We start from the raw sequence: 22,201 nt of genomic DNA, 5'->3' as shown, positions 1-22,201 counted from the left end.
GAACAGGCATTTTTGGTGCTTTGACGCGCCGCAACCCGCTGTTCGTCTTATGGTGTGGCCGTGTTCGAACTGGATCGTCGCAGCATGATGGTGCTGGCAGGGCTCGGCTTGTTGGCCGCAGCAATCCCGCTCAAGACCGCCGAGGCCGACGCGCCCTACCTGTTCGCCGACGACTTCGACGGCCCGGCGGGGGCAGCTCCCAACCCGGCGAATTGGTCGATCCAGAACTGGCAGGACGACGTCTGGCCACCGGTCGAAGGCCAATACCGCGATGACCGCCAGAACGTCTTCCTCGACGGAAATTCGAACCTCGTGCTTCGCGCCACCCGGGAAGACGACCAGTACTTCACCGGCAAGGTACGGGGGAACTGGCGGGTCCCGATGGGCCACACCTGGGAGGCGCGGGTCAAGTTCGATTGCCTGACGTCGGGAGCCTGGCCGGCCTATTGGGCGGTGAACGAAGACCCGCTGCCCGATGGTGAGGTCGACATCGCCGAGTTCTACGGCAACCGTAGCTGGCCCCCGGGAACTACCGTGCACGCTGCGTCGAACGGTAAGACGTGGGAGAGCAAGTCCATCGCCAGTCTGATCGACGGCGGGTGGCACAACTGGCGAATGCGCTGGGACGCCGACGGGTTCAAGTTCTGGCGGGATTACGTCGACGGGGCTGCTCCCTACTTCTCGGTGCCGCCGAAACCCATTCCGGTCCACGGCAACCCGACGGATCTACGCTGGCCCTTCAACAACCCCGGGTATTGGCTGTCCCCGATGTTCAACCTCGCGGTCGGGGGACCCGGGGGTGGGGATCCCTCCCTCGGGAACTTCCCGGCGTCGATGCTCGTCGACTGGATTCGGATCTGGTAGAACGGCTCTCACACCGGGGACGCCGGCTCGGTGGCCGGAGGATCCATCGCGGCTGCCTCGTGCGCCCCCGGCAGATCCGGCATCTCGTGTCGGCCGCCGGCTGACCGGTTCCGAAGGAGCCACACCAGGGCACCCACTGCCGCGACCGCGCCGACGATGATCGTGGGCCACCTGCGCGAGCACCCGTCCGAGATGCCGGCTAACAATGATGGCCACCGCCGGGACTCGATAGGGCATCGGTTGCGTCGCTGCTCGACAATCGGTATGACTGTTCGCTGAAGTACCGCCACGCGGCTCATACAGTGCGCCTTCGACGACTTATGGACGTGAAAGTGGTTGGTTATCAAAAGAACAACTATTCGCCAAAGTTGCGACTCAGCCACAACAACGGGCTCTCGGAGCGGCGCTCACACCGAAGCGAGGACGCGGCTTTCAGCGAAAAATCGACCGTCTCTGGCGCCCACCGGCGATCGTCGAGCTAACGAGAAACCTGCGCATTTACCTTTCGATTTCGATGTCGGGACGTGGTACCTCCGGTACCGTTCTTGCTCGGGTCGGGGGTGACACGACGACGGGGAGTCAACATGCTTGCAACGTCTCGGCCCTTCATTTCTGCTGGTGTCGCGGTGGTTGGGGCCGGCGCCATCGCAATCAGCCCGGCTGTGCTGCCGCAGCCGACAATGCACGCCCAGGCTGCCGTCCAGCTCGCCGCCACCACTTGGCAGGAAGTGTTCGCCGAGGCCAGCCAGAACGCCACCGCCCTCTACGACGAGTGGCGCGCGGCGCCGGCCCCGATCCTGCAGCAGATCACCGCCAACCAGCAGAAGTACCTCTCCGAACTGCCCGATCTCGCGACCGTCGCCGCTCAGATCCAGGCCAACGCCGCCAGCGCTCTCGCCGCGTTCACCAAGCCGGACCTCTCCACCCTGGACACCACCCACCGCACCCTCTACCAGTTGCTGCCGGCCGTTCTGCAGCTGCCTGGCATCCCAGATGCGTTGCACTTCAGCATCTCTGAGATGGGCCAGCAGCTGCTCGGCTTCTCCACCACGGCCCTCAGTGGGGTGGTGTTGGGCATGGCCGGCCCCATCCTGGGACCGCTGCTGGTGCTGCAGTCCTCCTTGGATTCGATCTCCGACGACGTCACCGGTTCCAACCCCGACATGACGGCCGCGCTGAACACACTGGCCGGCATTCCCGCGGCGATGGCCGACGCGTTCCTCAGTGGTGGGCAGCACATCGACCTCACCAGCCTGGTGACGGCGATAGGGCCGTCTCTCGGCGTCACCTTCCCGGCCGGTGTCACGGTCGGCATTGCCTTGGGCGGGTTGCTCAGCCCGGGTGGCTCGATTTTCAACGCACTCGACCTGGCCTATGACAGTAACGTGCTCGGCCTGCCCGTCCACGTCGGTCTCGCCACCGGCACCGGCGTCGGGCCCATCGGGGCGATGATGGATCTCGCCCGCGCCATCGCCAAGGCCATCGGCTGGAACGGCGCGACGTCCGCGGCCGCCGCCGCGAACGAGGTGCCCCGCTCGGCGCTGACCGCCGCCGCCTCGGTCACCGCGCCGATCACCGTCGCCACGAAGTCCGCTGCACAGTCGGAGCCGGCGGCCGGCAGCGCTACCGACTCGCCTCGTGATGCAGCATCTAACAGCCTGTCGGACAAGACAGTCCGCGCTGCGGCCGGATCCAGCGCCCGCACCCAGGCCACCAATCGCGTCGCCGTCGGGGCGAACCGCGCCGCCACGTCGGCGGCAGCATCCGATCACGCGTCGGCAACCGCGTCCGGCAAGGCCGGCACGGCGCGCTCCAAGCGGGCCGCTGCGGGCAGCTAGCTGGCCGCGCTCCCGGTCATCGGTACTGACACCGCTGACCGGGAGCGCGTTCTGCCAGACTGCGCGAATGATCCAGGGCTTCTCTCACATCGGTATCTGCGTCACCGACCTCGACCGGTCGATCCGCTTCTACACCGGGGTTTTCGGCTTCGTGCAGCTCTACCGACTCGACTTCGACAACAACGAAGTCGCCGCCACCATGGAGCAAGAGGGTCGGTTCCGCTCCGCGATGCTCATTCGCGACGACATCCGGATCGAACTGCTGCAGTGGGTCGACGTTCCGATAACCGGCTCGGGGCAGCGCAAGCCGATGACCGAACTCGGCCTGACCCACCTATCGTTCCGGGTGGAGGATGTCGACGGTCTGACCGAGGCCATCGTCGCCCACGGGGGCACCTTCGTGGAGTCGACGCGCACCGTCCTCGGGGACATCGGGGACCCGGCGTCCGGCCGGTTCATCTACCTGACCGACCCCGACGGCACGCGCATCGAACTCATGCAGAACGTCCCCGACCTCTCAGGAATCAGTGCTGCCGATATCGCCGCGGCCGCCACCGGTTAACCAGCAAGTCACACCGACCTCGGCGCGCCAGGGCGACGATCCGACTTATTGGCGCGATGATACGAATGTGTCTGCTGATACTGATGTGACTAACCAGGCGGCAGCGCCTGACGAGCAGCCCGCGACATCCGACGCACCCGAGGCGAGCGGCGAGCCGACCGCCCCGGTGACCCCCGAGCCGGCGGCGGCTCCGCAACCCGCTCCCGCGGCGCGCCGACGCTCCTGGTCGATGCCGAAGTCCCCGGTCAACCGCCAGCAAGCCGATCAGGTGGGCCGCAGCCTGGTCCAGGCGATCGCCGCCGTCGGCAAGGCCATTGCCACCGCCGCTCGATTCTTCGCGCGCACCGTCCAACAGGTCTGGCGCGCGATCGAGGCGGTGCCGCCGGCGGTGCAGGCCTTCGGCGCCGCAGCCATCCTGATGTTGCTCGGGATCGTGGGCGCGATCACCCTCGCTGACACCGTGGGTCTGGTCTGCACGGTCGTGGTGATCCCCGTGTGCGCCGCCACTCTGGGCGCCCTGGGCCACCGCTGGTACAGCGGACTGGGCGCCGCAGTCGTCCCCAGCTCGCGAGCCCGACCGCTCGAACCCGCCGCCTCAGATCTGCAGCGTTCGGTCGAGTACGTCGACAAGAAGCTGGCGCTGGCGTTGTCCTCCTTCGGCACCGACCACCACCAGCAGGCGGTCATCGCGTTGTTCCAGGCGAAGACAGCCGTCGAGCTCACGCTGGGCACTGAGCAGGACGCCGAGGCCTACTCGGATGTCCCGCTGCGCGCCGACGACTATGGGTTGCGCCCGCGCATCCGGGCCGGATCGGGAGCGGCTCTGCGAGAAGGCAATTCGCTGGCGGCGTCGTGAGCGCTGATATCACCGGGCGGGTCGCGCTGATCGAGGACGACCACACGCTCGTCATCAACCGCGGCGCCGAGGCCGGAGTCCGGGTGGGCATGGTGTTCGCGGTCCACGCGCACACCGGCCCGGTGGTCACCGACCCCGAGTCAGGGCGGGAACTGGGGCGGTTGCGCCGGGAGAAGCTACGGGTACGGGTGTTCGACGCCCAACCGTTGTTCGCCCGCGCGCACACCTTCGTCATGACCGACGACTTCCACGGACTGCTCCAGATCCCCTTCGTGGCCGCGCCCTGCGACGATCCCATCACCGTTGACATCGGTGATCCTGTCGCCCTGGTGCCACACGGGCACCTGAGCCGGGCGACTGGAACGGTCTCGTAGGTCAGCACCTCGGGGCCGCCGAACTGGAGCAGTCGAACAGCTTTCATCTCCGTAGGCATTGTCTCGCCTATCCGTGCCGCAGGGTGTCGTCGAGCCAGTCGAACATTCGCTGGTGGAACAACGTCAACGCGCCCTCGTGGCAGTGTTCGCCCGCGCCTTCCTCGGCGGCGAAGCGCAGGAGGGTCTTCGGGCAGCGCAGCGCCTCGTACAACATGGCCGGCTGACCTTGGAAGAACTGATCGTCCTCTGCTTCGCAGACTAGCGTCGGGCACTGGATTCGCTCGGCGACCCCGGTCAGGTCGTACTTGGCAACCTCGTCGAGCAGTTCCGCGCCGGTGGTGGCGTCGAACACCCACAACGCGTTGGACAACAGCCAGCGAAGTGCGGTGGGAGCCTGAGCGCGTTGGGCGATCAGGGCATCGATGGCCGCGCCAGCAGTGGCCGAATCCTGTTCTGGTGCAGCACCAGTCGGCATCGCTGCCGCCATGCTGAACACCCCGTCGTAGGCGATACACGCCGCGATCCGGTGCTCGAACGCCGCTGCACGCGGGGCCAGGTAGCCGCCCATGCTCATGCCCAGCAGGGCGATGCGATCGGGGTCCACCCCGCGCAGGCCCAGCGTGAAGTCCACCACCGGGGTAGCCACCGCTTCCCAATCGTGCCGGAAGGGCAGACCGTCGCGGCGCAACGCGCTGCCCTGGCCTGGCCCCTCGAACAGCAGGCAGTTCCAGCCATGCCGCCGAGCTGCCTCCCCGACGGCGAAATACATCTCCTCGACAGTGGAGTCGAATCCGCCGTGGGCAAGCAGTGTCGGCCCGCGCTCCTCGCCGGTGACATTGAGGTAGTAGCCGTCCAATTCGACTCCCGCGTAAGGGATCCGCACCTCCTTCCAGCCCCGCCGGATCTCGTCCGCGCTGCGGAATGTCTCGATGGCCCGCGCCGAGGTGTCGGCCACCCGGGGGTCGTTGCGCGGATCATCGCGCAGGTAGAACTCGGCGGTCCGGTAGTAGTTGGAGGCGCGCAGGTAGGCCGCGCTGGCGCTGACCGCATGTCCCTGGACTGCGCACTCGTCGGCGATGGCGGCGATCCGATCCGCCAGGGCGCGCCAGTTCCGGTACCAGGATTCGCCGTCGCCGGGCGTGATGCGCTGCGCGGTGGTGATCACCTCGCCGACGTCGGCCCCACCGTAGGCCGCATAGCCCACCGCACGCAGCGTCTCGAACGAGAACGACTCGTCGGTATCGAAGATGAATCGCACGGCCGGCTCCCTTATCGCATCGATCAGTTGCTTTAAGCTCAGTGTCACACCGTTCCTGATTTAATGCAACGAACTGAGGCGATAAGTGGAGAACCGGCAGGCCACCAAGGGCGTACGGACCGGCGGTCGCAGCGCCCGGGTGCGCAAGGCAATCCTCGACGCCGCCGTCGCCGAACTCACCGACTCTGGATACGCGGCACTGACCGTCGAGGCGGTGGCCGCTCGCGCCGGGGTGAACAAGACCACCGTCTACCGGCGCTGGCCGACACTCGACGACCTGCTGGTCGACGCGCTCACCGCGTGGTCGGTCGAGGCTCTGCCGGTCCCCGAGACCGGCGACATCGAGACCGACCTGTTAGCGCTCGGCCGGGAACTGGCCGAGGTGCTCAACGGCGGTGTCGGCCGTCAGGTCGTCGCGATGGTGCTGACCGCGGGGTTGCGCTCCGCCGACCTCGGCGAGGCCACCCGCCGCTATTTCGACAACCAAACACAGCGCGCACGACCGGCGGTCGAGCGGGCGATCGAGCGTGGACAACTTCCCGAGCACTGCGATGCCGACGCGCTGCTGGCGACGTTCCGTGCGCCGCTGTTCTACCGGATGGTCACCACCGGTGACCCCATCGACGAAGCTCTGATCGCCCGGGCCACGCAGGTCGCGCTCACCGCCGCGCGTGCCGGCCTACTGTCAGCGTGAGCCGGCTCAGCGCGTGGTCAGATGCCGCCGTAGTCGCCGGGTCGCTGTCGCCGGGGAGGCTTCTTCGGAAAGCTTGAGGGCCTGGGTGATTCGGCGGCGAACCTCGTCGGTGTCCAGGTGCGTCCCGATTGCGACCAGCCCGTGCGCCACGTCCGTTCGCGGGGCCCGGCTGATCTGTACCGAAGGCCCGACCACGTTGACGACGTAGGTCCGGGTGGCCGAGCGTTCCCGCACCGCGACGGTGCCCTTCATGCGGTAGACCCCGACGGGCGGGTTCTCCAGCAGGTCGACCAGCAGATCGGGATCGGCCGGGCCGTCGGCGGCCACGGTGACGGCGTCGGCATGGACGTGGTTGGGTGCGGGCTCGTCGACGAGCGCGTCACGGAAGGAAAGCTGGCCGGTCTCGTCGACCGCCGCCGCCACGTCGTAGAGCAGGGTCGGATCGATCCGGCCGCTCACCGCCCCGATCACGTGAGCACGCGGATTGCGTTCACGCACACGGCTTTCCACTCGCGCCACCGTGGCGTCGCGATCTTGCGGCGGGAGCTGGTCGAGCTTGTTGACCACCACCAGCGTCGCCGCACCATAGCGAGCCGGTGCCAGACCGCCACGGTCGACGGTTTCGAAGTGTCGGACTGCGTCGACCACATCGACGACACCGCCGTCGCGCACCCCGGCGATCTCACTGAATCCGATGATGCGGGCGATCGCGGCGGGATCCGCGATGCCGCTGGCCTCGATGATGATGGCGTCGAGCCGCAGCTTCGGGTCGGCCAGACGAGCCAGCGCGACGTCGAGCTCGCCGTCGTCGGGAAGACAACAGATGCAGCCGCCGGCGATCGAGGCGGGTTCGTCGATCTGGCCGCTCACCAGTCCGGCATCGACGTTGATCTCACCGAAGTCGTTGATCACCACGCCGATGCGTGCCCGCGGTGTTTGCAGGATGTGGTTGAGCAGGGTGGTCTTACCCGCGCCCAAGTGGCCGGTCAGCGCGATGACGGGAATGGCTGTGCCGAGATTTCGAAGGGCCGCCGACGCCATGAGGCGATGGTGCCACATCCGCGATCTGTGGCCACGCGCGCAGTCGGGAAGAGCGTGAGATGTCACCTAAGTTCTTCTGGACGACCGACGAATGTCGCGACGTCGCGGGACAATGGTGGCGCAGTTTGCGGCAACGAGCTGTGGGAGTTCGACGACAACGGACTCATGCGCCGATGCGAGGCCAGCATCAACGTGCCGCACCGGCGTCCGCCCCGGTCTCACAGATTCCAATGGCACTGGCCAACCCGGTCGGCGGCGGCTAGAGTCGCTTCCGCAATCGCATCTTCCCGGGTTTGTCTCGCGGTCAACTCGCAGACAGGCATCGGAACACCATGTGTCGTGGACTGGGTTGGTCGTGTGCTGCGCAGGAAGCGGTCTCCATGTGGGGGCATGGGCCGCGAGTGATCTCTAGGCTTGGGGGACAACCCGTGACCGGTGACGTCGATCAACCGCGTCCCGAACGATCCTGGCTCCGTCGGGTGTGGATCGGCCGTTTCGTCGCAGCACTTTTGGCGATGTCCGCGGTGGTGCTGACCGGAAACGCCCCGGCCAACGCAGTGGTGATGTGGCACCCCAAGACGGCGCTGTTGCCCACCCCGTGGACCACATTGGTGAAGCCGGACAACGCCCTGCCCGAATATCCGCGACCCCAGATGGTGCGCTCCGATTGGTTGAATCTCAACGGGGTCTGGAGCTATATGGGCCGATCGGCCGGCAGTGTCCTGCCGGCGCCGCCCGCGCCGGGGGCGTACCGGGAGCAGATCCTGGTTCCGTATCCGGTCGAGTCCGCCCTGTCCGGCATCCAACGGCACGACGACGAGATGTGGTACCGCAAGGTCGTCAAGCTGCCCAGCAGCTGGCTAGGCCGGCATATCCTGCTGCACTTCGGTGCTGTGGACCAGATCGCCACAGTATGGGTGAACGGCAAGGAGGTCGCCCGCCACGAGGGCGGCTACACCGAATTCAGCGCCGACATCACCCACGCCCTGCGCGGCCCGGGCGCCCAGGAAATCGTCGTGCGGGTGCAAGACCGCAACGAAGCCAATCCGTTCCCGGTCGGCAAGCAGCGCAACAGGCCGAAGGGCCTGTTCTACACCGGGTCCTCGGGCATCTGGCAGACCGTCTGGCTGGAGCCGGTGCGTTCGGCACACATCGACAAACTCGACATCACCCCCGATCTGACAAGCCTGACGGTCATTCCGCGGGTTTCGGGCACCAAATACGAGCGCGCCGTGGTGGCCGTTTCCGAGCGAGGAGGCCGGGTGGTCTCGGCCGCGTCGGCCGCCGCAGGTGCGCCGATTCACCTGCCGATCCCGAACCCGCATCTGTGGACTCCCGACGACCCTCACCTCTACACCCTGCATGTGGCGCTGGTCAGACCGTCGGGCAAGGTGCTCGATGCGGTCAACAGCTACGCAGGTCTTCGGACCATCGGCACCGTCTCCGACCCGAAGGGCCGACCACGCATCGCACTGAACGGAAACATCACCTTCCTGCACGGCCCGCTCGATCAGGGCTATTGGCCGGACGGCATCTACACCGCCCCGACCGACGATGCGCTCAAATCGGACCTGGAGCGGATCAAGGACCTCGGCATGAACTTCGTGCGCAAGCACGGCAAGGTTGAGCCGGCGCGGTGGTACTACTGGGCCGACATGCTGGGATTGCTGGTGTGGCAGGACATGCCGTCGCTGGACGTTTCGCTCGACATTCCCGTCGGCCCGGCCCCGGAACCGGCGCCCGCGGCGAAGGCGAACTTCGAGAAGGAGCTGCTGGCCATGGTCGACCAGCTGCGCAGCGTCACCGCGATCGTCGGCTGGGTTCCGTTCAACGAGGGCTGGGGTGAGTTCGACGCGGCTCGGATCGCGAACCTGGTGAAGTCCGCCGACCCCACTCGCATGGTGGACGCCAACAGCGGGGTGAACTGCTGCAAATCGCGCGGCGACACCGGCGCAGGCGACATCTACGACGATCACACCTACGTCGGTCCCGGCCGTCCCAGCGTGCCCGACGACCGGACGAAGGCCCATACGAAAGGCCCAGCGGCGCTCGATAACCGGGTGAGGGTCGACGGCGAGTACGGCGGCCTGGGGCTGGTGCTGGACAGGAATCGCTGGCCGGGTCGGCCACAGGCCTACGAGATGGCGAGCAATCCCGACCGGCTGACCGACCGTTACGTGCAGGTCAGCAGGGCGCTGGAGGATGCGGTGCGCCGCGACGGGCTCTCTGGAGCGATCTACACCCAGACAACTGATGTAGAGAACGAGGTCAACGGGTTCCTCAGCTACGACCGCTGGCAGGTGAAGATGCCGATACCTGTTGTGGCCGAACGTAATCGTGCGGTCATTGCCGCGGGAACCCCCTCGCTGCCTCAGCCGGACGTGCGTCGCTGAGTGTGTGCCCGACCAGCACGGGCCGCGGTGGCTGACAGGCCTCTTTTCCCACCGCTGTGGGACCTTCGCCCGTATCGGTGGATCGTCTGCCCGGTTAGCGTCGACATCGAAGTATTCATTCACCGCAGAGAGGGACTGACATGACCGATGTCACCGAGGCACACACTGAACCGTCAGCCGCCAGCGAGCTGCTCGAGGAGGTGCACGAGTCGGCCAAAGTGGGCCAGAACGCGGCGACCGAGGCGCTGCGCTTGTTCCGGCAGACCGTCGACGAGGCTGTGCCCGAGGCGCTGCAACCCCTGAAGGCCAAGCTGGTCGATGCCGCGATCGACTTGGCGGACAAGCTAGCCGCTGCCCAATATCAGTTCAATCGCAACCTGATTCGTAGCGCTGACCGCGCACTGGGGCGAACTGACGACGACAAGAGCTGATCACCTGCGACGTCCCTGGCGCAGGTCGATGTCCAACTGCGCGCCATCATGGCGGGACAGAACGAGATCGAGTCGCCGGGCCGGCGAACACGGTCACGGTGCCCGATTTCGCGGCGGCCGCCTTGTTGACGTGCCGGATGCGGCTGGACAGCGCGCCGACGCCGACGAAGACGTCCCCATCCCTCAGTCGGCTTGCGATGAAGCGGGTCAACTCGGGTTCCCACTCGCCGAACTCCCAGATGTAGGTGGCGGTCAGGTCTGGGAGGCGACACAGCAGTGTGGTGCCGTGGTTGGTCCGCCCCGGCAGGCACAACGGCCGGCCGAATCGTTCGCGCAGCCGAAGGAACACCGTCAGGGTGGCGAAGCTGGGGATCAGCAGCGCAGCACGAAACAGCTTCTCGGCCAGCGGAACCGACGTCCGTGGGTGCTCAGTCGTCGGTGACGGTGATCGTGACGTCGATGTTGCCGCGGGTCGCATTGGAGTACGGGCACACCTGGTGGGCCTTTTCGGCCAGCGCGACGGCGGTGTCGTGATCGACGTTGGGCAGCACGATCTCCAACTCGACCGCGAGGACGAAGCCGCCGGTGTCATTGCTGCCCAGCGAAACCTTGGCGCCGACAGCGGAATCGGAGACATCGGCCTTCTCCTGACGGGCGACCAGCCGTAGCGCCGAGTGGTAGCAGGCGGCGTAGCCGACGGCGAAGAGTTCCTCGGGATTGGTCCCGGCGCCCGTACCGCCCATCTCCTTGGGGATGCTCAAGTCGACATCGACCTTGCCGTCGGAGGTGCGTCCGTGTCCGTCGCGACCCTCACCGGTGGCCAGTGCCTCCGCGGTGTAGAGAACCTTCATGTCCGTTCCTTCCTGTTCATTGGTTGGCGAGCAGTGTGTCGCTCAAGCGCACGACCGCCTCGCGCAGAGCGACGATCTCGTCCAGGCTCATCTGCGACACCGCCAGCAGTCGCTCCGGGATGCAGGAAGCCTTGGACTGCAGTCGCTTTCCGGCAGCGGTGAGAATCACGTCCACGCGACGCTCGTCGGTCGCGGAGCGTTCTCGGCTCACGTAGCCGATCGCCTCGAGGCGTTTGAGCAACGGCGAGAGTGTGCCTGAATCAAGGTGAAGCCGATCGCACAGCCTGCCCACGCCGGCGCGGCCCTCTTCCCACAACACCAGCAGCACGAGGTATTGCGGGTAGGTGAGATCGAGCTCGGCCAGCAACGGGCGGTAGGCGGCGGTGACTGCGCGCGAAGCCGAGTACAGCGCGAAGCAAAGCTGGTCGTCGAGGCGCGGAGCGGTCACGACAGAATGATAGCGCACAACTATATTGTGCACAACAAATCATGGAGCGGTGGGAACGTTGATTGCTCCGCGAGGTGCCCCGAGCGGTTACTTCCGGTTGCTGCTGCCGACGCCGCCCGACTTGCGATTACCTGAGCAGTGACATGATCGTCCACTCGCTGGACATGGCAACCGAGGCCAAGACCACTCTTCTGGAGACGTTCGACCGTCTGGTCCTGCGGCCACGCAATCTCGACTACAAGGTCCAGTTTCCTGGTGCCACCGGGACCAACGCCGTCGGGGCGGCGCTGAAACTGGCCAGGAAGGTCACGGGCGCGAAGCAGTCATCAACTTCACCAAAGCCTTTCACGGTATGACGTTGGGTTCGCTTTCAGTGACCGGTAACTCGACGAAGCGGGCAGGAGCGGGAATGCCGCTGGTGCATGCGACACCGATGCCCTACGACAACTACTTCGACGGTCTCACCGAGGACTTCCACTGGTTCGAGCGCGTGCTCGACGATTCCGGCGGCGGACTCAACCGACCGGCCGCGGTCATCGTCGAAACGGTTCAGGGCCGGGGACGGCGTCGGCTTCTCGTTCCACGAGACCACGATCAGCGCCAAGTCTGTCAGCGAGTTCCATTACCGCCACCACGTCGAAGCGGTGTGGGTGGTCGAAGGCAGCGGGACGCTGACGAATCACGAAACGGGCGAAAACCATCCATTGCGCACCGGAACGACGTGTACTTGCACCAGGCTCGGGTCAACCTGATGCCCGGGTTCACCAGCTCCGGCTTCTACTGGCACTCCGATTTCGAGACCTGGCACGCGGAGGACGGCATGCCGTTGATGCGGGCCGTGTCATGCTCGATCGCGCTGACCGAGAACTACCCTTATGACGGCGCACTTGATGGTGATGCCGGGCTCACACAAGACGTTCTATCCGTGCGTGGGTTCGACACCGCAAGACCATCACACCTCCTCGCTGGTTCGGCAGGAGATCGGGGTGCCGGATCAGAGCACCTTGACGGAGGCGGCGCGCCGGCACGGCATCGGCCAGATCACCGGTGCACCCGGCACCGGTCTGTGGTTCGACCGCAACATCGCGCACAGCCATTCAGTGTCCGCTCAGCGGTGCACTAGTTCACAGAACCTTCGACAAGAAGTCCTGCAGCCGTTGGCTCTTCGGGCTACCGAACACTTCGTCGGGAGTGGCGTCCTCGACGATGTTGCCGTCGGCCATGAAGATCACTCGCGAGGCCACCTCCCTGGCGAAGCCCATCTCGTGGGTGACCACAACCATCGTCATGCCGCCAAGGGCGAGTTGGCGAAGTACTTCCAGGACGTCGCCGACCATCTCCGGGTCGAGCGCGCTGGTGGCCTCGTCGAACAGCATGATGGAGGGATCCATCGCGAGCGCCCGGGCGATGGCTACGCGCTGCTTCTGCCCGCCGGACAGCGTGGCCGGTTTGACGTTGGCCTTCTCTGCCAGCCCGACCTGGGCCAGTAGCTCCATGGCTTTCTTCTCGGCGGCGGCCTTGTCCATCTTCTTGGTGACCAGCGGTGCCAGCGTGATGTTCTCCAGCACTGTCATGTGCGGGAACAGGTTGAAGTGCTGGAAGACCATGCCGATGTGCTGGCGGACCTTGTCCAGATTCACTTTCGGGTCGGTCAGGTCGAACTGGTCGACCACCACCTTGCCGGCGGTGATGTCCTCCAGCTTGTTCAGGCAACGCAGAAAGGTCGACTTGCCCGACCCCGACGGGCCGATGACGCACACGACCTCGCCCTGCTTGATGTCGGTGGTGATCCCGTTGAGCACCACGAGTTCTCCGAAGGCCTTCTTCAGGCCCTCGATGCGGATCTTGACGCTGCCCGCCGGTTCGGCGGCCGCGGCCTCGGGGACGAGCTCGCTCATTTCACGATCCTTTTCTCGAGGCGATCCGAGAGCTTGGTCAGCGCCATGATGACGACGAAGTAAATGATGCCGATGATCAACCACATCCGGAACGACTGGAAGTTGCCCGCGATGATGATGCGGCCGGTCTGGGTGAGCTCCGCGATGCCGATCACAGACAGGATCGAGGTGTCCTTCAGCGTGATGACGAACTGGTTGATGTAGGACGGGATCATGGTCCTGATAGCTTGCGGCAGAATCACTTTGCGCATCGTCGGTAGATACCCGATGCCCAGGCTGCGGGCGGCCTCCATCTGGCCCTTGTCGACCGATTGGATTCCGCCGCGCACGATCTCGGTCATGTAGGCCCCGGCGTTGAGCGAGAGCGTGATGATGCCCGCTGTCAGCGCGCTCATCTGGAAGCCCAGCGCGGACGGGATGCCGAAGTAGATGAAGAAGGCCTGAACCAGCAGCGGGGTGCCGCGGAAGATGTCGACGAACGTCGTACCGATGGCGCGCAACCAGATTGCCCGAGACACGCGGAACAAGCCGAAGACGATGCCGAGCACCAGGGCGATGGCGATCGAGACGACGGTCAGGATGACCGTCATCTTCAGGCCCTGCAACAGGATCGGATAGGTGCTCTTGATCAGGCCGAAGAAGGAGTTGTCGTCGTTGGACGCCCCTTCGCCGAGGTAGGTGTTGACGATCTGGTCGTAACGGCCGGACTTCTTCAGGTTGTTCAGCCCGGCGTTGAACTTCTTGATCAACTCGGCATTGCGGCCCTTGTTGACGGCGAACCCGTAGCCTGTCGGCTCTTCCTTCGGGGTGACCGTCTTGAAGCCGTTGCCCTGCGCGATGCCGTACAGGAGCACCGGGTAGTCCTCGAACACGGCCACCGAGTTGCCGGTCTTCACCTCGTCGAACATCGAGGACGAATCCGCGAACGAGACGACCTGGAAGCCGTACTTGTCCTTGATGGAATTGGCGAATGTGGCACCCTGGGTGCCGTTCTTGACCGCCACCCGCTTGCCGCGCAGGTCTTCGTAGGACTTGATGTCATTGTTGGTCTTCAGCACCGCCATCTGGATGCCGGACTCGAAATAGGGTTCGGAGAAATCGAACACCTGCTTGCGTTTGTCGGTTATGGACATGCCCGCGATGACACCGTCGACCTGATTGGCTTGCACTGCCTGCAGGGCGGCATCGAAGCCGAGCGGTTTGATATCGACGGTGAACTTCTGATCCTCGGCGATGGCACGGATGAGATCCATGTCGATACCGACGAAATTGCCTTGCTTGTCCTGAAATTCGAAGGGCGCAAAAGTGGTGTCGGTGGCGACGACGTAGTTCTCCCCGTCGGCCGAAGCCAGCGCCGGGGAGACCAGGCCGACTCCGAGCAGACCGACAAGCACTGCCGCCACTACCGCGGCCACAGTTCGTCCGGCTCGCCATGACGGTGGCCGCGGTAACCTCGCCGCTCGCATCTGTTCGCCTCCTGTTCCGGACCAATTGGACTGCGGTTCACCGTAGTGCCTCGGTGCCGCGTGTGCTGGTGAACCGGTGACGCGGAGCCGCGGGCGGATTCCCCCCGGATCTCTGCGGGGCCTGGTCAGCCCTGCTCGACAGAGTTCGAGAATCCGGATTTGGTGACATCGGGCGAACCCGTATGGAACGTCACCTTGTTGTCCATGCCGGAGGCGTCGATGGTGTCGGCCTGGTCGACGGTCACCACGTTGTTCATCCCCCATACCGTCACGCGCGCGCAGTGACCGGTGATCACTACGGTGTTGTCCATACCGCTGACGCTCACCGCACCGTCGTTGCAGGCAATCCGCTCGTTCCGATTCACCCCCGCCACGGTGATCTCCGTGCCCGGGGGCAGGCTCTGGACTGTCGCCGAGGGCTCGACCGGCGGTTCGGGCGCGACGCTGGGAGCGGGTCTGCGGCTGGTCGTGGTGAACGAACCACCGCCGCCGGTGACTGTCGGGGTCCCGGACGACGAACGGGTGGTGGAGAACAGGCTGGTCATCACGATCGCGCCACCGCCGATGAGCAACCCGACGACCATGAGCGCCAGCACAATCCAGCCGATACGAAGGCCGGGGGACGATTGTGTAGGCGGTGGCGGCGCACCGAAGTAATCCGGGGGCGGGGGAGCCCAGCCGGACGGTGGGGTCGCTCCCAGCTCGGAGGTCTGGGCCTGGTCGGCCAAGGGGCGCTCGAGTTCTCGAATCCGCTTCTCCGGATCGTCCTCTGGGTTCATCGCCTCATGCTCCTCGATCAGGTCCTGGACAAGACACGGGACAAGGCCCACAAGACCCTGGACAAGACTAGGACGCGGGGCGCGAACCCGGGCCTGATGGCGCGAACTGGTGGGTACCGGACCACCCGATCGGTATACCGTCCACTCGAAACTTCTCCTGCGGTCGTCAGGGCGAATGGCGGACCGGACGGCAGAACGCGCACCGGGACGTGCCTATCGCGTGTTGCTCACCCAGGGCACGCTTTACACCACCGGCACGCAGCTGGCCAATGTGTCGGTGGTCCTGCCGTTCCTCTGTGCCCAGGAAGGTTATTACTGGGCGGCCGGTCTGCTCTATCCCGCATACAGCATCGGAGTCGTCGCTGGGATCTCGAAAGTTGCCTATTCCGAGGTCGTTTCGAGCAATCTGCACATCCTTCTGCAGCATCCACGCCTCGGTGAACCACAGCGATACCGCGGGCAGCCTGCATGTCCCGGTGATCTCGTCGAGCCACGGTGTGGTGGCCGGCTCGCTGTTCTGGCGCTTCGTCAGCCGCTACCTGGGTTTGCGAGGAATGTTGGTCAACAGTGCCCTGCTCGGCACCGCGGCCGCGGTCGTCTGTGTGGTGATGGAGTACCGCGACGACCTCAACCACATCTGGATCTAGGGCATCGTGTTTATCTTGGCGACGATGGCCAACCAGGCCGTGTTCAGCGCGGGCCTCGCCTGGGGCGGTGCCTTCGCCGCCGAACATCACCGGGCCACGCTGCTCGGCTTCGGGTCGTTGTTGGTTGCCGTCGAGTCGTCGGTCCTCGGCGGCGCACTCGGTGCGGTCGCGCAGGGTGGGGCGGTGGTCGGCCCGATCATCACGATCTTGGGACTCAACGCGATCGCTGGTATCGCCGCGGTGTGGGTCGCGCCGTTCGCGCAGGACTGAGACTTCAGCCCGCGATGCCGTCGAACAGAGGCTGTGATCCACACCACTGGCGAAGTATTGAGTTGATCTCGCTAACGCCGCCGATCAGCGAACTTGGCGGTGGTCAAGATCACATCACGCGACGTTCCGGGCTGGTGCGTCGCACTGCGGGCAACCGAGCCTAAGAAAGTTCCTTAAAAATTTTAGACTCGACTGGGGCATTGTGATGTGTGCCTCCTTTGTGGTCGCGGCGGTAAGAAATTCTTAGCGCAAAGACCATTCAACGCGACTTTCGGTGATCTTGATGAATGCCAAAGTGGCAGTTCAAACCCGGTTTTTAGCCGGCATATGCGTTATTGCAACGAATTGATAACGGGCTCACCCTAAGTGCTTGCTGAGACGCCCGGTCGAGATGCGAATTGGGTTCTGAAAAGCCGCGAATTTTCGGTGAATTCTGTCGCTACACTCGACGGGGACCGTTACCGCCAGGTAACGCGAATCGACTCAAGACGAAGTTCGGCATTGTCCAGGCCGACGGAGGTGCGGGATCATGGCAAACAGAACTGGAGTTACGGAAGGTGCCGGTGTTGCGGTGGCCGAGCGGGTCGCCGCTGCCCACTCGCTGTGGCTGTCGTCCCTGCCGTCCATCCGGCGCGCGCCTCTTGGTGACCTGCTTCCGCAGCTGTTCGGCAGCGCCGAACTGGAGCCGCTGACCGAGCCCATCGGTGCGCCGGCCGTCGCTGTCGTCGGCTCGTTGGCCGCGGGTCACGGCCCCGTCAGCGACTTGGCCGTCAGCCCGGACGGGCGCTATTTGGTCACCGCCCACTACGGTGCCGACGTCGTCTGCGTGATCGACACGGCCACCTTGTCGGTGACCGCTACCATCGCCGGCGTCAGCGAGCCGTACGGTGTGGTCGTCGCCGACCGGGCCTACGTGAGCGCTGCCTCCAACGACGAGGACGCCATCGTCGCTGTCGACACCGCCACCGGTGTTCCGCTGGCTGCCAGGAAGTTCGACATGACTGCCGGCGGACTGGCGGTGAGCCCGGCCGGGGACACTCTTTACGTCGGTCGCTCCGATGGGACCGTCGTCGACGTCGCTGTCGTCGACATCGAAACCGGCGCTGTCACCACCATCGAGATTCCCGCAGCGCCCGGCTCCTCGGTGGAGGCCGTGCGGATCAGCGCCGACGGCACCCGGGTTTTCGCGGCACTGGTCACCCCGTCCGGCGGTGCACTCGCCGTCGTCGATCCGCAGGCCGCCACGGTCGAGCGCACCGTCGCGATCGCGGGTTCGATCGGCGACATCGCCGTGGCGCCTGGCGGCCGCACGGTCTTCGCGACGGGATGGGACGCCGAGTTCGGCGGCGTCATCCACGTGATCGACGTTGCCGGTGCCCGCGTCGCCGACACCATCGGCGTCGGCGGCATGCCTACCCAGATCGTGCTCAGCCGCCGCGGTGACTGCGCTTACATCGTCGACCGCGACGAGCTGGCGGTGCTGTGCACTGCCACCGGCGAAATCGTCGACAGCATCGCCTTCGGCCCTCAACTGTCCTGCCTGGCCGCCGACCCGGTGCGCGACCGTTTGTACGTGGCCGACTACGCCGGCGGAATCACCGCACTGAGGGTGGAGACCACCGCGCGGCTGCGCCAGGCTTGCTGAGCCCTAGTGGGCGGTGCAGTCCAGGGACACCGAGATGGTCTGGCTGGTTACCACCGGTACCAGTATCGTCCGGTCGTTGCCCCTGCCTGGGCCGACGTAGGGCACCCACTGGGTGAGCGTCTGTGGATTCCGCACGCTGGTCACCACACACTTGGACATCGGCCCGGTGCCGACCCGGTCGATGTTCACGGTGTAGCCCTGCTGCTGTAGCTGACTGATCGTGGCCTGCGCGGATTCGTCGGCCCACGCCGTCGCGGCCGGCCCGGCGATGATTCCGCCTACCGCCGCCGCAGCGGCCAACGTCAATGCGGTCCGCATAACCGCGCCTCCTCTTTTCCGACCCAATTATCCTTCAACTACATCGCCGGTGACGAGCAAAACGTTCCGCCCGGCGTTCGGTGTTTCGCTTGTGGCGAAACCGGCGGTGTCGGCGCTGGTATGGGGGCTTTGCACCGTCACCCGAAATGTATTTGCCGGGAAGGCGATTAGTCTCCGGGTGCCCGGGGAGCTTCTACGGACGCGGGCGGCGCGGTACGCCGAGGTGTAGTGCCCGGCACGATCAACGGCCCGCCCCGCGGCGAGGCCATGGCCCACCATGCGCCTCATCCGGCACGGCACCGTCATCGAGAAGGACCCATGGCAGATAACCGCGGACCCCAAGAGGGGATCAAGGGCGTCCTGGAGGACGTCGAAGCTACGGCCAAAGAGGCCGCCGGCACCGTCACCGGCCGGGGAGACCTGACCGAGGAGGGCAAGGCCCAGCAGGATAGGGCCGAGCCCATCACATCCCAGCGGTCCGGACGGAAGCCGTCTGCGGCCATTCTCCACAGCAGCGATCCAGCCACGGACACCTCGCCGTAGGCCGCCAGGATCCGGCCGAAATGAGCGTCGGGTTGCAGTGTCGCAACGAAACCGTATGTGTTTAAAGCGATTACGCCGAAACCAGCCCACGGCCAGCCGCGGCTCTCCTGAACACCCTGCCGCACCAGCCAGGCATCGCCGATTTCGAAGATCGCCGCGGCGACGAATCACGCGATCGACTTGAGGACCGTCATCGGACCAGCATGGCGTATCTCGGAGATCTGCGGCCACGGCCGCGATAGCATTCGGCCCCATGCAGTCCACGATGCAGCAGTTCCCATTGACGATCGCGGCGATCCTGCGCTACGCGGTCGATGTCCACGGTGACCGGATGGTCACCACGGCTACCGGTGAGGGTGGTTTCCGGCACGCGACCTACCGCGAGGTCGGGCGCAGAGCGGCCCGACTGGCCAACGCGTTGCGGCGACTGGGTGTCGACGGCGACGAACGGGTCGCCACCTTCATGTGGAACAACCAGGAGCACCTCGAGGCCTATGTCGCGGTGCCCTCGATGGGGGCGGTGCTGCACACGCTGAACATCCGGCTCTTCCCTGAGCAGATCGAGTTCGTCGCCTACGAGGCCGAGGATCGGGTGGTGATCGCCGATCTGTCCCTGGCGCCCATTCTGGCCCCGGTGCTGCCGAAGATGGAGACCGTGCACACCGTCATCGCCGTCGGGGCGGGGGACTTGGCGCCATTCGAGCGCTCCGGCAAGCGCGTGCTGCGGTACGACGATGTTCTGGCAGCCGAATCCGACGAGTTCGCCTGGCCGGAGATCGACGAAAACTCAGCTGCTGCAATGTGTTACACCAGCGGTACCACCGGCCACCCAAAAGGGGTTGTCTACGGTCATCGGTCGAGCTATCTGCACTCGATGGCCGCGTGCAGCGGCAACGGACTGGGGCTGAGCTTCTCGGACAAGGCGCTGCCGATCGTGCCGATGTTCCACGCCAACGCCTGGGGCCTGCCGTATGCGGCGTTGATGGCGGGCGCCGACCTGGTCTTGCCCGATCGGTTCATGGACCCCACGTCGCTGGTGAACCTGATCGAGACCCAGCGCCCGACTGTCGCCGGCGCAGTGCCCACGATCTGGAACGACGTGATGAACCACCTCGATCACAACCCCGGCCACGACATCTCGTCGTTGCGCCTGGTGTCCTGCGGTGGGTCGGCGGTGCCAGTGTCGCTGATGAAGGCGTTCGAGGAGAAGTTCGACGTCCAGATCCGCCAGCTCTGGGGGATGACGGAGACCTCGCCGATCGCCACGATCGCCTGGCCGCCGCCCGGTCTGTCCGAGCAGCAGGAGTGGGAGATTCGCGCCACCCAGGGGCGGGCGATCTGCGGTGTCGAGACCCGCATCGTCGACGACGCGGGGGCGGTGTTGCCCAACGACGGCGAGGCCGTCGGCGAGTTGGAGGTCCGGGGCGCGTGGATCACCGGCTCGTACTACCGCAACAGCGACGAGTCGAAGTTCCAGTCCGGCTGGCTGCGCACCGGTGACGTGGGCCGGATCGATGCGGGGGGGTACATCACCCTGACCGACCGAGCCAAGGACGTCATCAAATCGGGTGGTGAGTGGATTTCGTCGGTGGAACTGGAGAACCACCTCATCGGTCACCCGGCGGTACGTGAGGCGGCGGTGGTCGGGGTGCCCGACGAGCGGTGGCAGGAACGCCCGCTGGCCGCGGTCGTTCTGCAGGAAGGCGTGGAGGTCTCTGCCGAGGACTTGCGAGAGTTCTTAGCCGACAGGGTGGTTCGGTGGTGGTTGCCGGAGCGCTGGACGTTCATCGACGAGATCCCGCGCACCAGTGTCGGCAAGTACGACAAGAAGACCATCCGCGCGCGCCATGCCGATGGTGTCTACGACGTCACGCATCTCTAAGCGCCCAAACCGACAATTGGGCGCGAAAGTGCGAGTAGATCGCACCGTTTCGTCGATCTCGGCGCCGGCTCCGTAAAGCCGCCTGGCTGCGTGCTGCTCCCACGGCGGGCGCCGTTGTGCTAATTTATTGAAAATCATTTTCAATAAGGAGGCTGATCGTGCGCTGGGCCGCGGCTCTGACGGCAGGGTTGATCTTGCTGGTTGCTGGTTGCTCATCACCGTCGACGAAGACAGGTGCGACGCGTTCGGGTGCCGATAAGCCGGTCATCGTCACCAATTTCTATCCGGTGCAATGGCTTACCTCCGAGCTGGTCGGTGACGGCGCGACGGTTCTCTCGCTGACCCCGGAGGGGACCGAACCGCACGATCTGGCCCTCAATGCAGAAGCCCAGAAGGACCTCGGCCGTGCCGATGCGGTGCTGTACCTGGGCGCGGACTTCCAACCCGACGTGCAACGTGCGGTCGCTGAACTGCCCTCGTCGGTCGCGACCGAGGACCTGCTCACCGCCCCCGGCGTCGAGCTGCTCACCGCGGGCAACATCGGCAAGGAATCGCTGGCCGGCGGCAAAGACCCGCACGTCTGGTTATCCCCGGTGGAAATGAAGGCCATGGCCGCGGCTGCAGCCTCGACCATCAGAACGGCGCTGCCGGGACTCGCGCCGCAGGTCGATGCCGCGCTCCCGCGGCTGCGGCAGAAGCTCGACCAGCTGGACGGCGACTACCGCGACAGGCTGACCGACTGCCGGTCCACCGCGTTGGTGACCAGCCACGCGGCGTTCGGCTACCTGGCTCATGAGTACGGCCTCGAACAGGTCCCCATCGCCGGCGTCACCCCGGAGGACGAACCCGATCCGAAGACCCTCCAGTCGATCGCCGAGGTGGCCAAACAACGCCACGTGACAACGGTGTTCTTCGAAGATGCGCTGCCTCCCGATCTGTCGAAGACGGTAGCGAAAGAGATTGGCGCCCAGGTGAGTCTGCTGTCTGCGTTGGAGTTCGATCCGCGTGGTTCGATCGGACCGGACCAGGACTACGTCTCCGTGATGACCGGCAACCTCGACCGGATCGGGAAGGGCCTGGGATGTCGGGGCTCGTGAACCGGGCAGGCAGAGCCGCGATCGTCGACCACCCAGGAGGAGATCC

Annotated in this window: 23 protein-coding genes and 4 pseudogenes; 17 read left to right on the top strand and 10 right to left on the bottom strand. The window is 65.6% G+C overall.

The features are described from left to right. Positions 1-69 precede the first annotated feature (69 nt). The 5 genes from ACXDF8_RS17495 to ACXDF8_RS17475 all read left to right on the top strand — a co-directional run bounded on the left by ACXDF8_RS17495 (position 70) and on the right by ACXDF8_RS17475 (position 4,494). On the top strand, positions 70-864 hold the full coding sequence (locus tag ACXDF8_RS17495; protein WP_457224552.1) for a glycoside hydrolase family 16 protein: 795 nt from the start codon (positions 70-72) through the stop codon (positions 862-864). 584 nt (positions 865-1,448) lie between these two features. Then, on the top strand, positions 1,449-2,702 hold the full coding sequence (gene gjpA, locus ACXDF8_RS17490; protein WP_457224535.1) for an outer membrane porin GjpA: 1,254 nt from the start codon (positions 1,449-1,451) through the stop codon (positions 2,700-2,702). A gap of 67 nt (positions 2,703-2,769) precedes the next feature. After that, positions 2,770-3,264, top strand: coding sequence for a VOC family protein (locus tag ACXDF8_RS17485; RefSeq protein WP_457224534.1), 495 nt, complete (start codon positions 2,770-2,772; stop codon positions 3,262-3,264). An 85-nt stretch (positions 3,265-3,349) separates the two neighbouring features. Continuing rightward, positions 3,350-4,120, top strand: coding sequence for a hypothetical protein (locus ACXDF8_RS17480; RefSeq protein WP_457224533.1), 771 nt, complete (start codon positions 3,350-3,352; stop codon positions 4,118-4,120). Then, entirely contained in the window at positions 4,117-4,494 is a 378-nt protein-coding gene (locus tag ACXDF8_RS17475; protein ID WP_457224532.1) for a hypothetical protein, read from the top strand. Before ACXDF8_RS17480 ends, ACXDF8_RS17475 begins: the two co-directional genes overlap by 4 nt. A 67-nt stretch (positions 4,495-4,561) precedes the next feature. Here ACXDF8_RS17475 and ACXDF8_RS17470 read toward each other — a convergent pair whose 3' ends face one another. After that, complete coding sequence (locus ACXDF8_RS17470; RefSeq protein ID WP_457224531.1) at positions 4,562-5,752, bottom strand: alpha/beta hydrolase family protein; 1,191 nt, start codon at positions 5,750-5,752, stop codon at positions 4,562-4,564. An 85-nt stretch (positions 5,753-5,837) separates the two neighbouring features. On the opposite strand from ACXDF8_RS17470, the gene ACXDF8_RS17465 reads away from it, so the two are divergent. Continuing rightward, entirely contained in the window at positions 5,838-6,446 is a 609-nt protein-coding gene (locus ACXDF8_RS17465; protein ID WP_457224530.1) for a TetR/AcrR family transcriptional regulator, read from the top strand. Between the two features lie 6 nt (positions 6,447-6,452). Here the strand turns inward: ACXDF8_RS17465 and ACXDF8_RS17460 are convergent, their stop codons facing one another. Then, entirely contained in the window at positions 6,453-7,487 is a 1,035-nt protein-coding gene (locus tag ACXDF8_RS17460; protein ID WP_457224529.1) for a CobW family GTP-binding protein, read from the bottom strand. A 515-nt stretch (positions 7,488-8,002) separates the two neighbouring features. On the opposite strand from ACXDF8_RS17460, the gene ACXDF8_RS17455 reads away from it, so the two are divergent. Both ACXDF8_RS17455 and ACXDF8_RS17450 read left to right on the top strand, forming a co-directional pair. After that, the gene (locus ACXDF8_RS17455; RefSeq protein ID WP_457224551.1) at positions 8,003-9,880 is read left to right on the top strand and encodes a glycoside hydrolase family 2 protein; all 1,878 of its coding nucleotides are present in this window, start codon (positions 8,003-8,005) and stop codon (positions 9,878-9,880) included. 140 nt (positions 9,881-10,020) lie between these two features. After that, positions 10,021-10,311, top strand: coding sequence for a hypothetical protein (locus ACXDF8_RS17450; protein WP_457224528.1), 291 nt, complete (start codon positions 10,021-10,023; stop codon positions 10,309-10,311). Positions 10,312-10,357: 46 nt separating this feature from the next. Here the strand turns inward: ACXDF8_RS17450 and ACXDF8_RS17445 are convergent, their stop codons facing one another. From ACXDF8_RS17445 to ACXDF8_RS17435, 3 genes are read right to left on the bottom strand one after another with little or no spacing between them, the layout of a single operon-like run. Next, complete coding sequence (locus ACXDF8_RS17445; protein ID WP_457224527.1) at positions 10,358-10,789, bottom strand: hypothetical protein; 432 nt, start codon at positions 10,787-10,789, stop codon at positions 10,358-10,360. Further along, positions 10,740-11,162, bottom strand: coding sequence for an organic hydroperoxide resistance protein (locus ACXDF8_RS17440; RefSeq protein WP_457224526.1), 423 nt, complete (start codon positions 11,160-11,162; stop codon positions 10,740-10,742). The genes ACXDF8_RS17445 and ACXDF8_RS17440 overlap by 50 nt, the downstream gene beginning before the upstream one ends. 16 nt (positions 11,163-11,178) lie before the next feature. Then, positions 11,179-11,610: a MarR family winged helix-turn-helix transcriptional regulator gene (locus ACXDF8_RS17435; protein ID WP_457224525.1), complete on the bottom strand. Its 432-nt coding sequence runs from the start codon at positions 11,608-11,610 to the stop codon at positions 11,179-11,181. Positions 11,611-11,735: 125 nt separating this feature from the next. On the opposite strand from ACXDF8_RS17435, the pseudogene ACXDF8_RS17430 reads away from it, so the two are divergent. The 3 pseudogenes from ACXDF8_RS17430 to ACXDF8_RS17420 form a co-directional block, all read left to right on the top strand. Further along, positions 11,736-12,172 (top strand): annotated as a pseudogene (locus ACXDF8_RS17430) (aminotransferase class III-fold pyridoxal phosphate-dependent enzyme); the annotation flags it as partial. Beyond that, positions 12,111-12,329: pseudogene (locus tag ACXDF8_RS17425) on the top strand (ectoine synthase); the annotation flags it as partial. The pseudogenes ACXDF8_RS17430 and ACXDF8_RS17425, both read left to right, overlap by 62 nt. Then, a pseudogene (locus ACXDF8_RS17420) lies at positions 12,326-12,701 on the top strand (phytanoyl-CoA dioxygenase family protein); the annotation flags it as partial. The pseudogenes ACXDF8_RS17425 and ACXDF8_RS17420, both read left to right, overlap by 4 nt. 33 nt (positions 12,702-12,734) lie before the next feature. Here ACXDF8_RS17420 and ACXDF8_RS17415 read toward each other — a convergent pair. The 3 genes from ACXDF8_RS17415 to ACXDF8_RS17405 all read right to left on the bottom strand — a co-directional run bounded on the left by ACXDF8_RS17415 (position 12,735) and on the right by ACXDF8_RS17405 (position 15,753). Further along, positions 12,735-13,508, bottom strand: coding sequence for an amino acid ABC transporter ATP-binding protein (locus ACXDF8_RS17415; RefSeq protein WP_457224524.1), 774 nt, complete (start codon positions 13,506-13,508; stop codon positions 12,735-12,737). Beyond that, complete coding sequence (locus ACXDF8_RS17410; RefSeq protein ID WP_457224523.1) at positions 13,505-14,974, bottom strand: amino acid ABC transporter substrate-binding protein/permease; 1,470 nt, start codon at positions 14,972-14,974, stop codon at positions 13,505-13,507. The genes ACXDF8_RS17415 and ACXDF8_RS17410 overlap by 4 nt, the downstream gene beginning before the upstream one ends. Before the next feature lie 125 nt (positions 14,975-15,099). Beyond that, on the bottom strand, positions 15,100-15,753 hold the full coding sequence (locus ACXDF8_RS17405; RefSeq protein WP_457224522.1) for a DUF3060 domain-containing protein: 654 nt from the start codon (positions 15,751-15,753) through the stop codon (positions 15,100-15,102). Positions 15,754-16,190: 437 nt separating this feature from the next. Here ACXDF8_RS17405 and ACXDF8_RS17400 point away from each other — a divergent pair, with 437 nt between their 5' ends. From ACXDF8_RS17400 to ACXDF8_RS17390, 3 genes are all read left to right on the top strand, one after another. Beyond that, positions 16,191-16,400, top strand: coding sequence for a hypothetical protein (locus ACXDF8_RS17400; protein ID WP_457224521.1), 210 nt, complete (start codon positions 16,191-16,193; stop codon positions 16,398-16,400). Between the two features lie 24 nt (positions 16,401-16,424). Beyond that, entirely contained in the window at positions 16,425-16,670 is a 246-nt protein-coding gene (locus ACXDF8_RS17395; RefSeq protein ID WP_457224520.1) for a hypothetical protein, read from the top strand. A gap of 529 nt (positions 16,671-17,199) precedes the next feature. After that, entirely contained in the window at positions 17,200-18,315 is a 1,116-nt protein-coding gene (locus tag ACXDF8_RS17390) for a YncE family protein (RefSeq protein WP_457224519.1), read from the top strand. Between the two features lie 3 nt (positions 18,316-18,318). On the opposite strand, the gene ACXDF8_RS17385 is transcribed toward ACXDF8_RS17390, so the two are convergent. After that, entirely contained in the window at positions 18,319-18,633 is a 315-nt protein-coding gene (locus ACXDF8_RS17385) for a hypothetical protein (RefSeq protein ID WP_457224518.1), read from the bottom strand. Positions 18,634-18,951: 318 nt separating this feature from the next. On the opposite strand from ACXDF8_RS17385, the gene ACXDF8_RS17380 reads away from it, so the two are divergent. After that, a complete protein-coding gene (locus ACXDF8_RS17380; protein WP_457224517.1) occupies positions 18,952-19,176 on the top strand; it encodes a CsbD family protein in 225 nt (74 codons plus the stop codon). On the opposite strand, the pseudogene ACXDF8_RS17375 reads toward ACXDF8_RS17380, so the two are convergent. Then, positions 19,071-19,328: pseudogene (locus ACXDF8_RS17375) on the bottom strand (YnfA family protein); the annotation flags it as partial. The gene ACXDF8_RS17380 and the pseudogene ACXDF8_RS17375 sit on opposite strands and share 106 nt — an antisense overlap. A 101-nt stretch (positions 19,329-19,429) precedes the next feature. Here ACXDF8_RS17375 and ACXDF8_RS17370 point away from each other — a divergent pair. Next, positions 19,430-21,058, top strand: a complete 1,629-nt coding sequence (locus ACXDF8_RS17370; protein WP_457224516.1) for a long-chain fatty acid--CoA ligase — start codon at positions 19,430-19,432, stop codon at positions 21,056-21,058. A 158-nt stretch (positions 21,059-21,216) separates the two neighbouring features. Then, positions 21,217-22,155 carry a metal ABC transporter substrate-binding protein gene (locus tag ACXDF8_RS17365; RefSeq protein WP_457224515.1) on the top strand — a complete coding sequence of 313 codons (939 nt, stop codon included), beginning with the start codon at positions 21,217-21,219 and terminating at the stop codon, positions 22,153-22,155. The last annotated feature ends 46 nt before the right edge of the window (positions 22,156-22,201 follow it).

This window comes from Mycolicibacterium sp. CBM1, assembly GCF_054073305.1.
The sequence above is the reverse complement of the archived record's forward strand: the minus strand, read 5'-3'. Positions and strand labels throughout refer to the sequence as shown.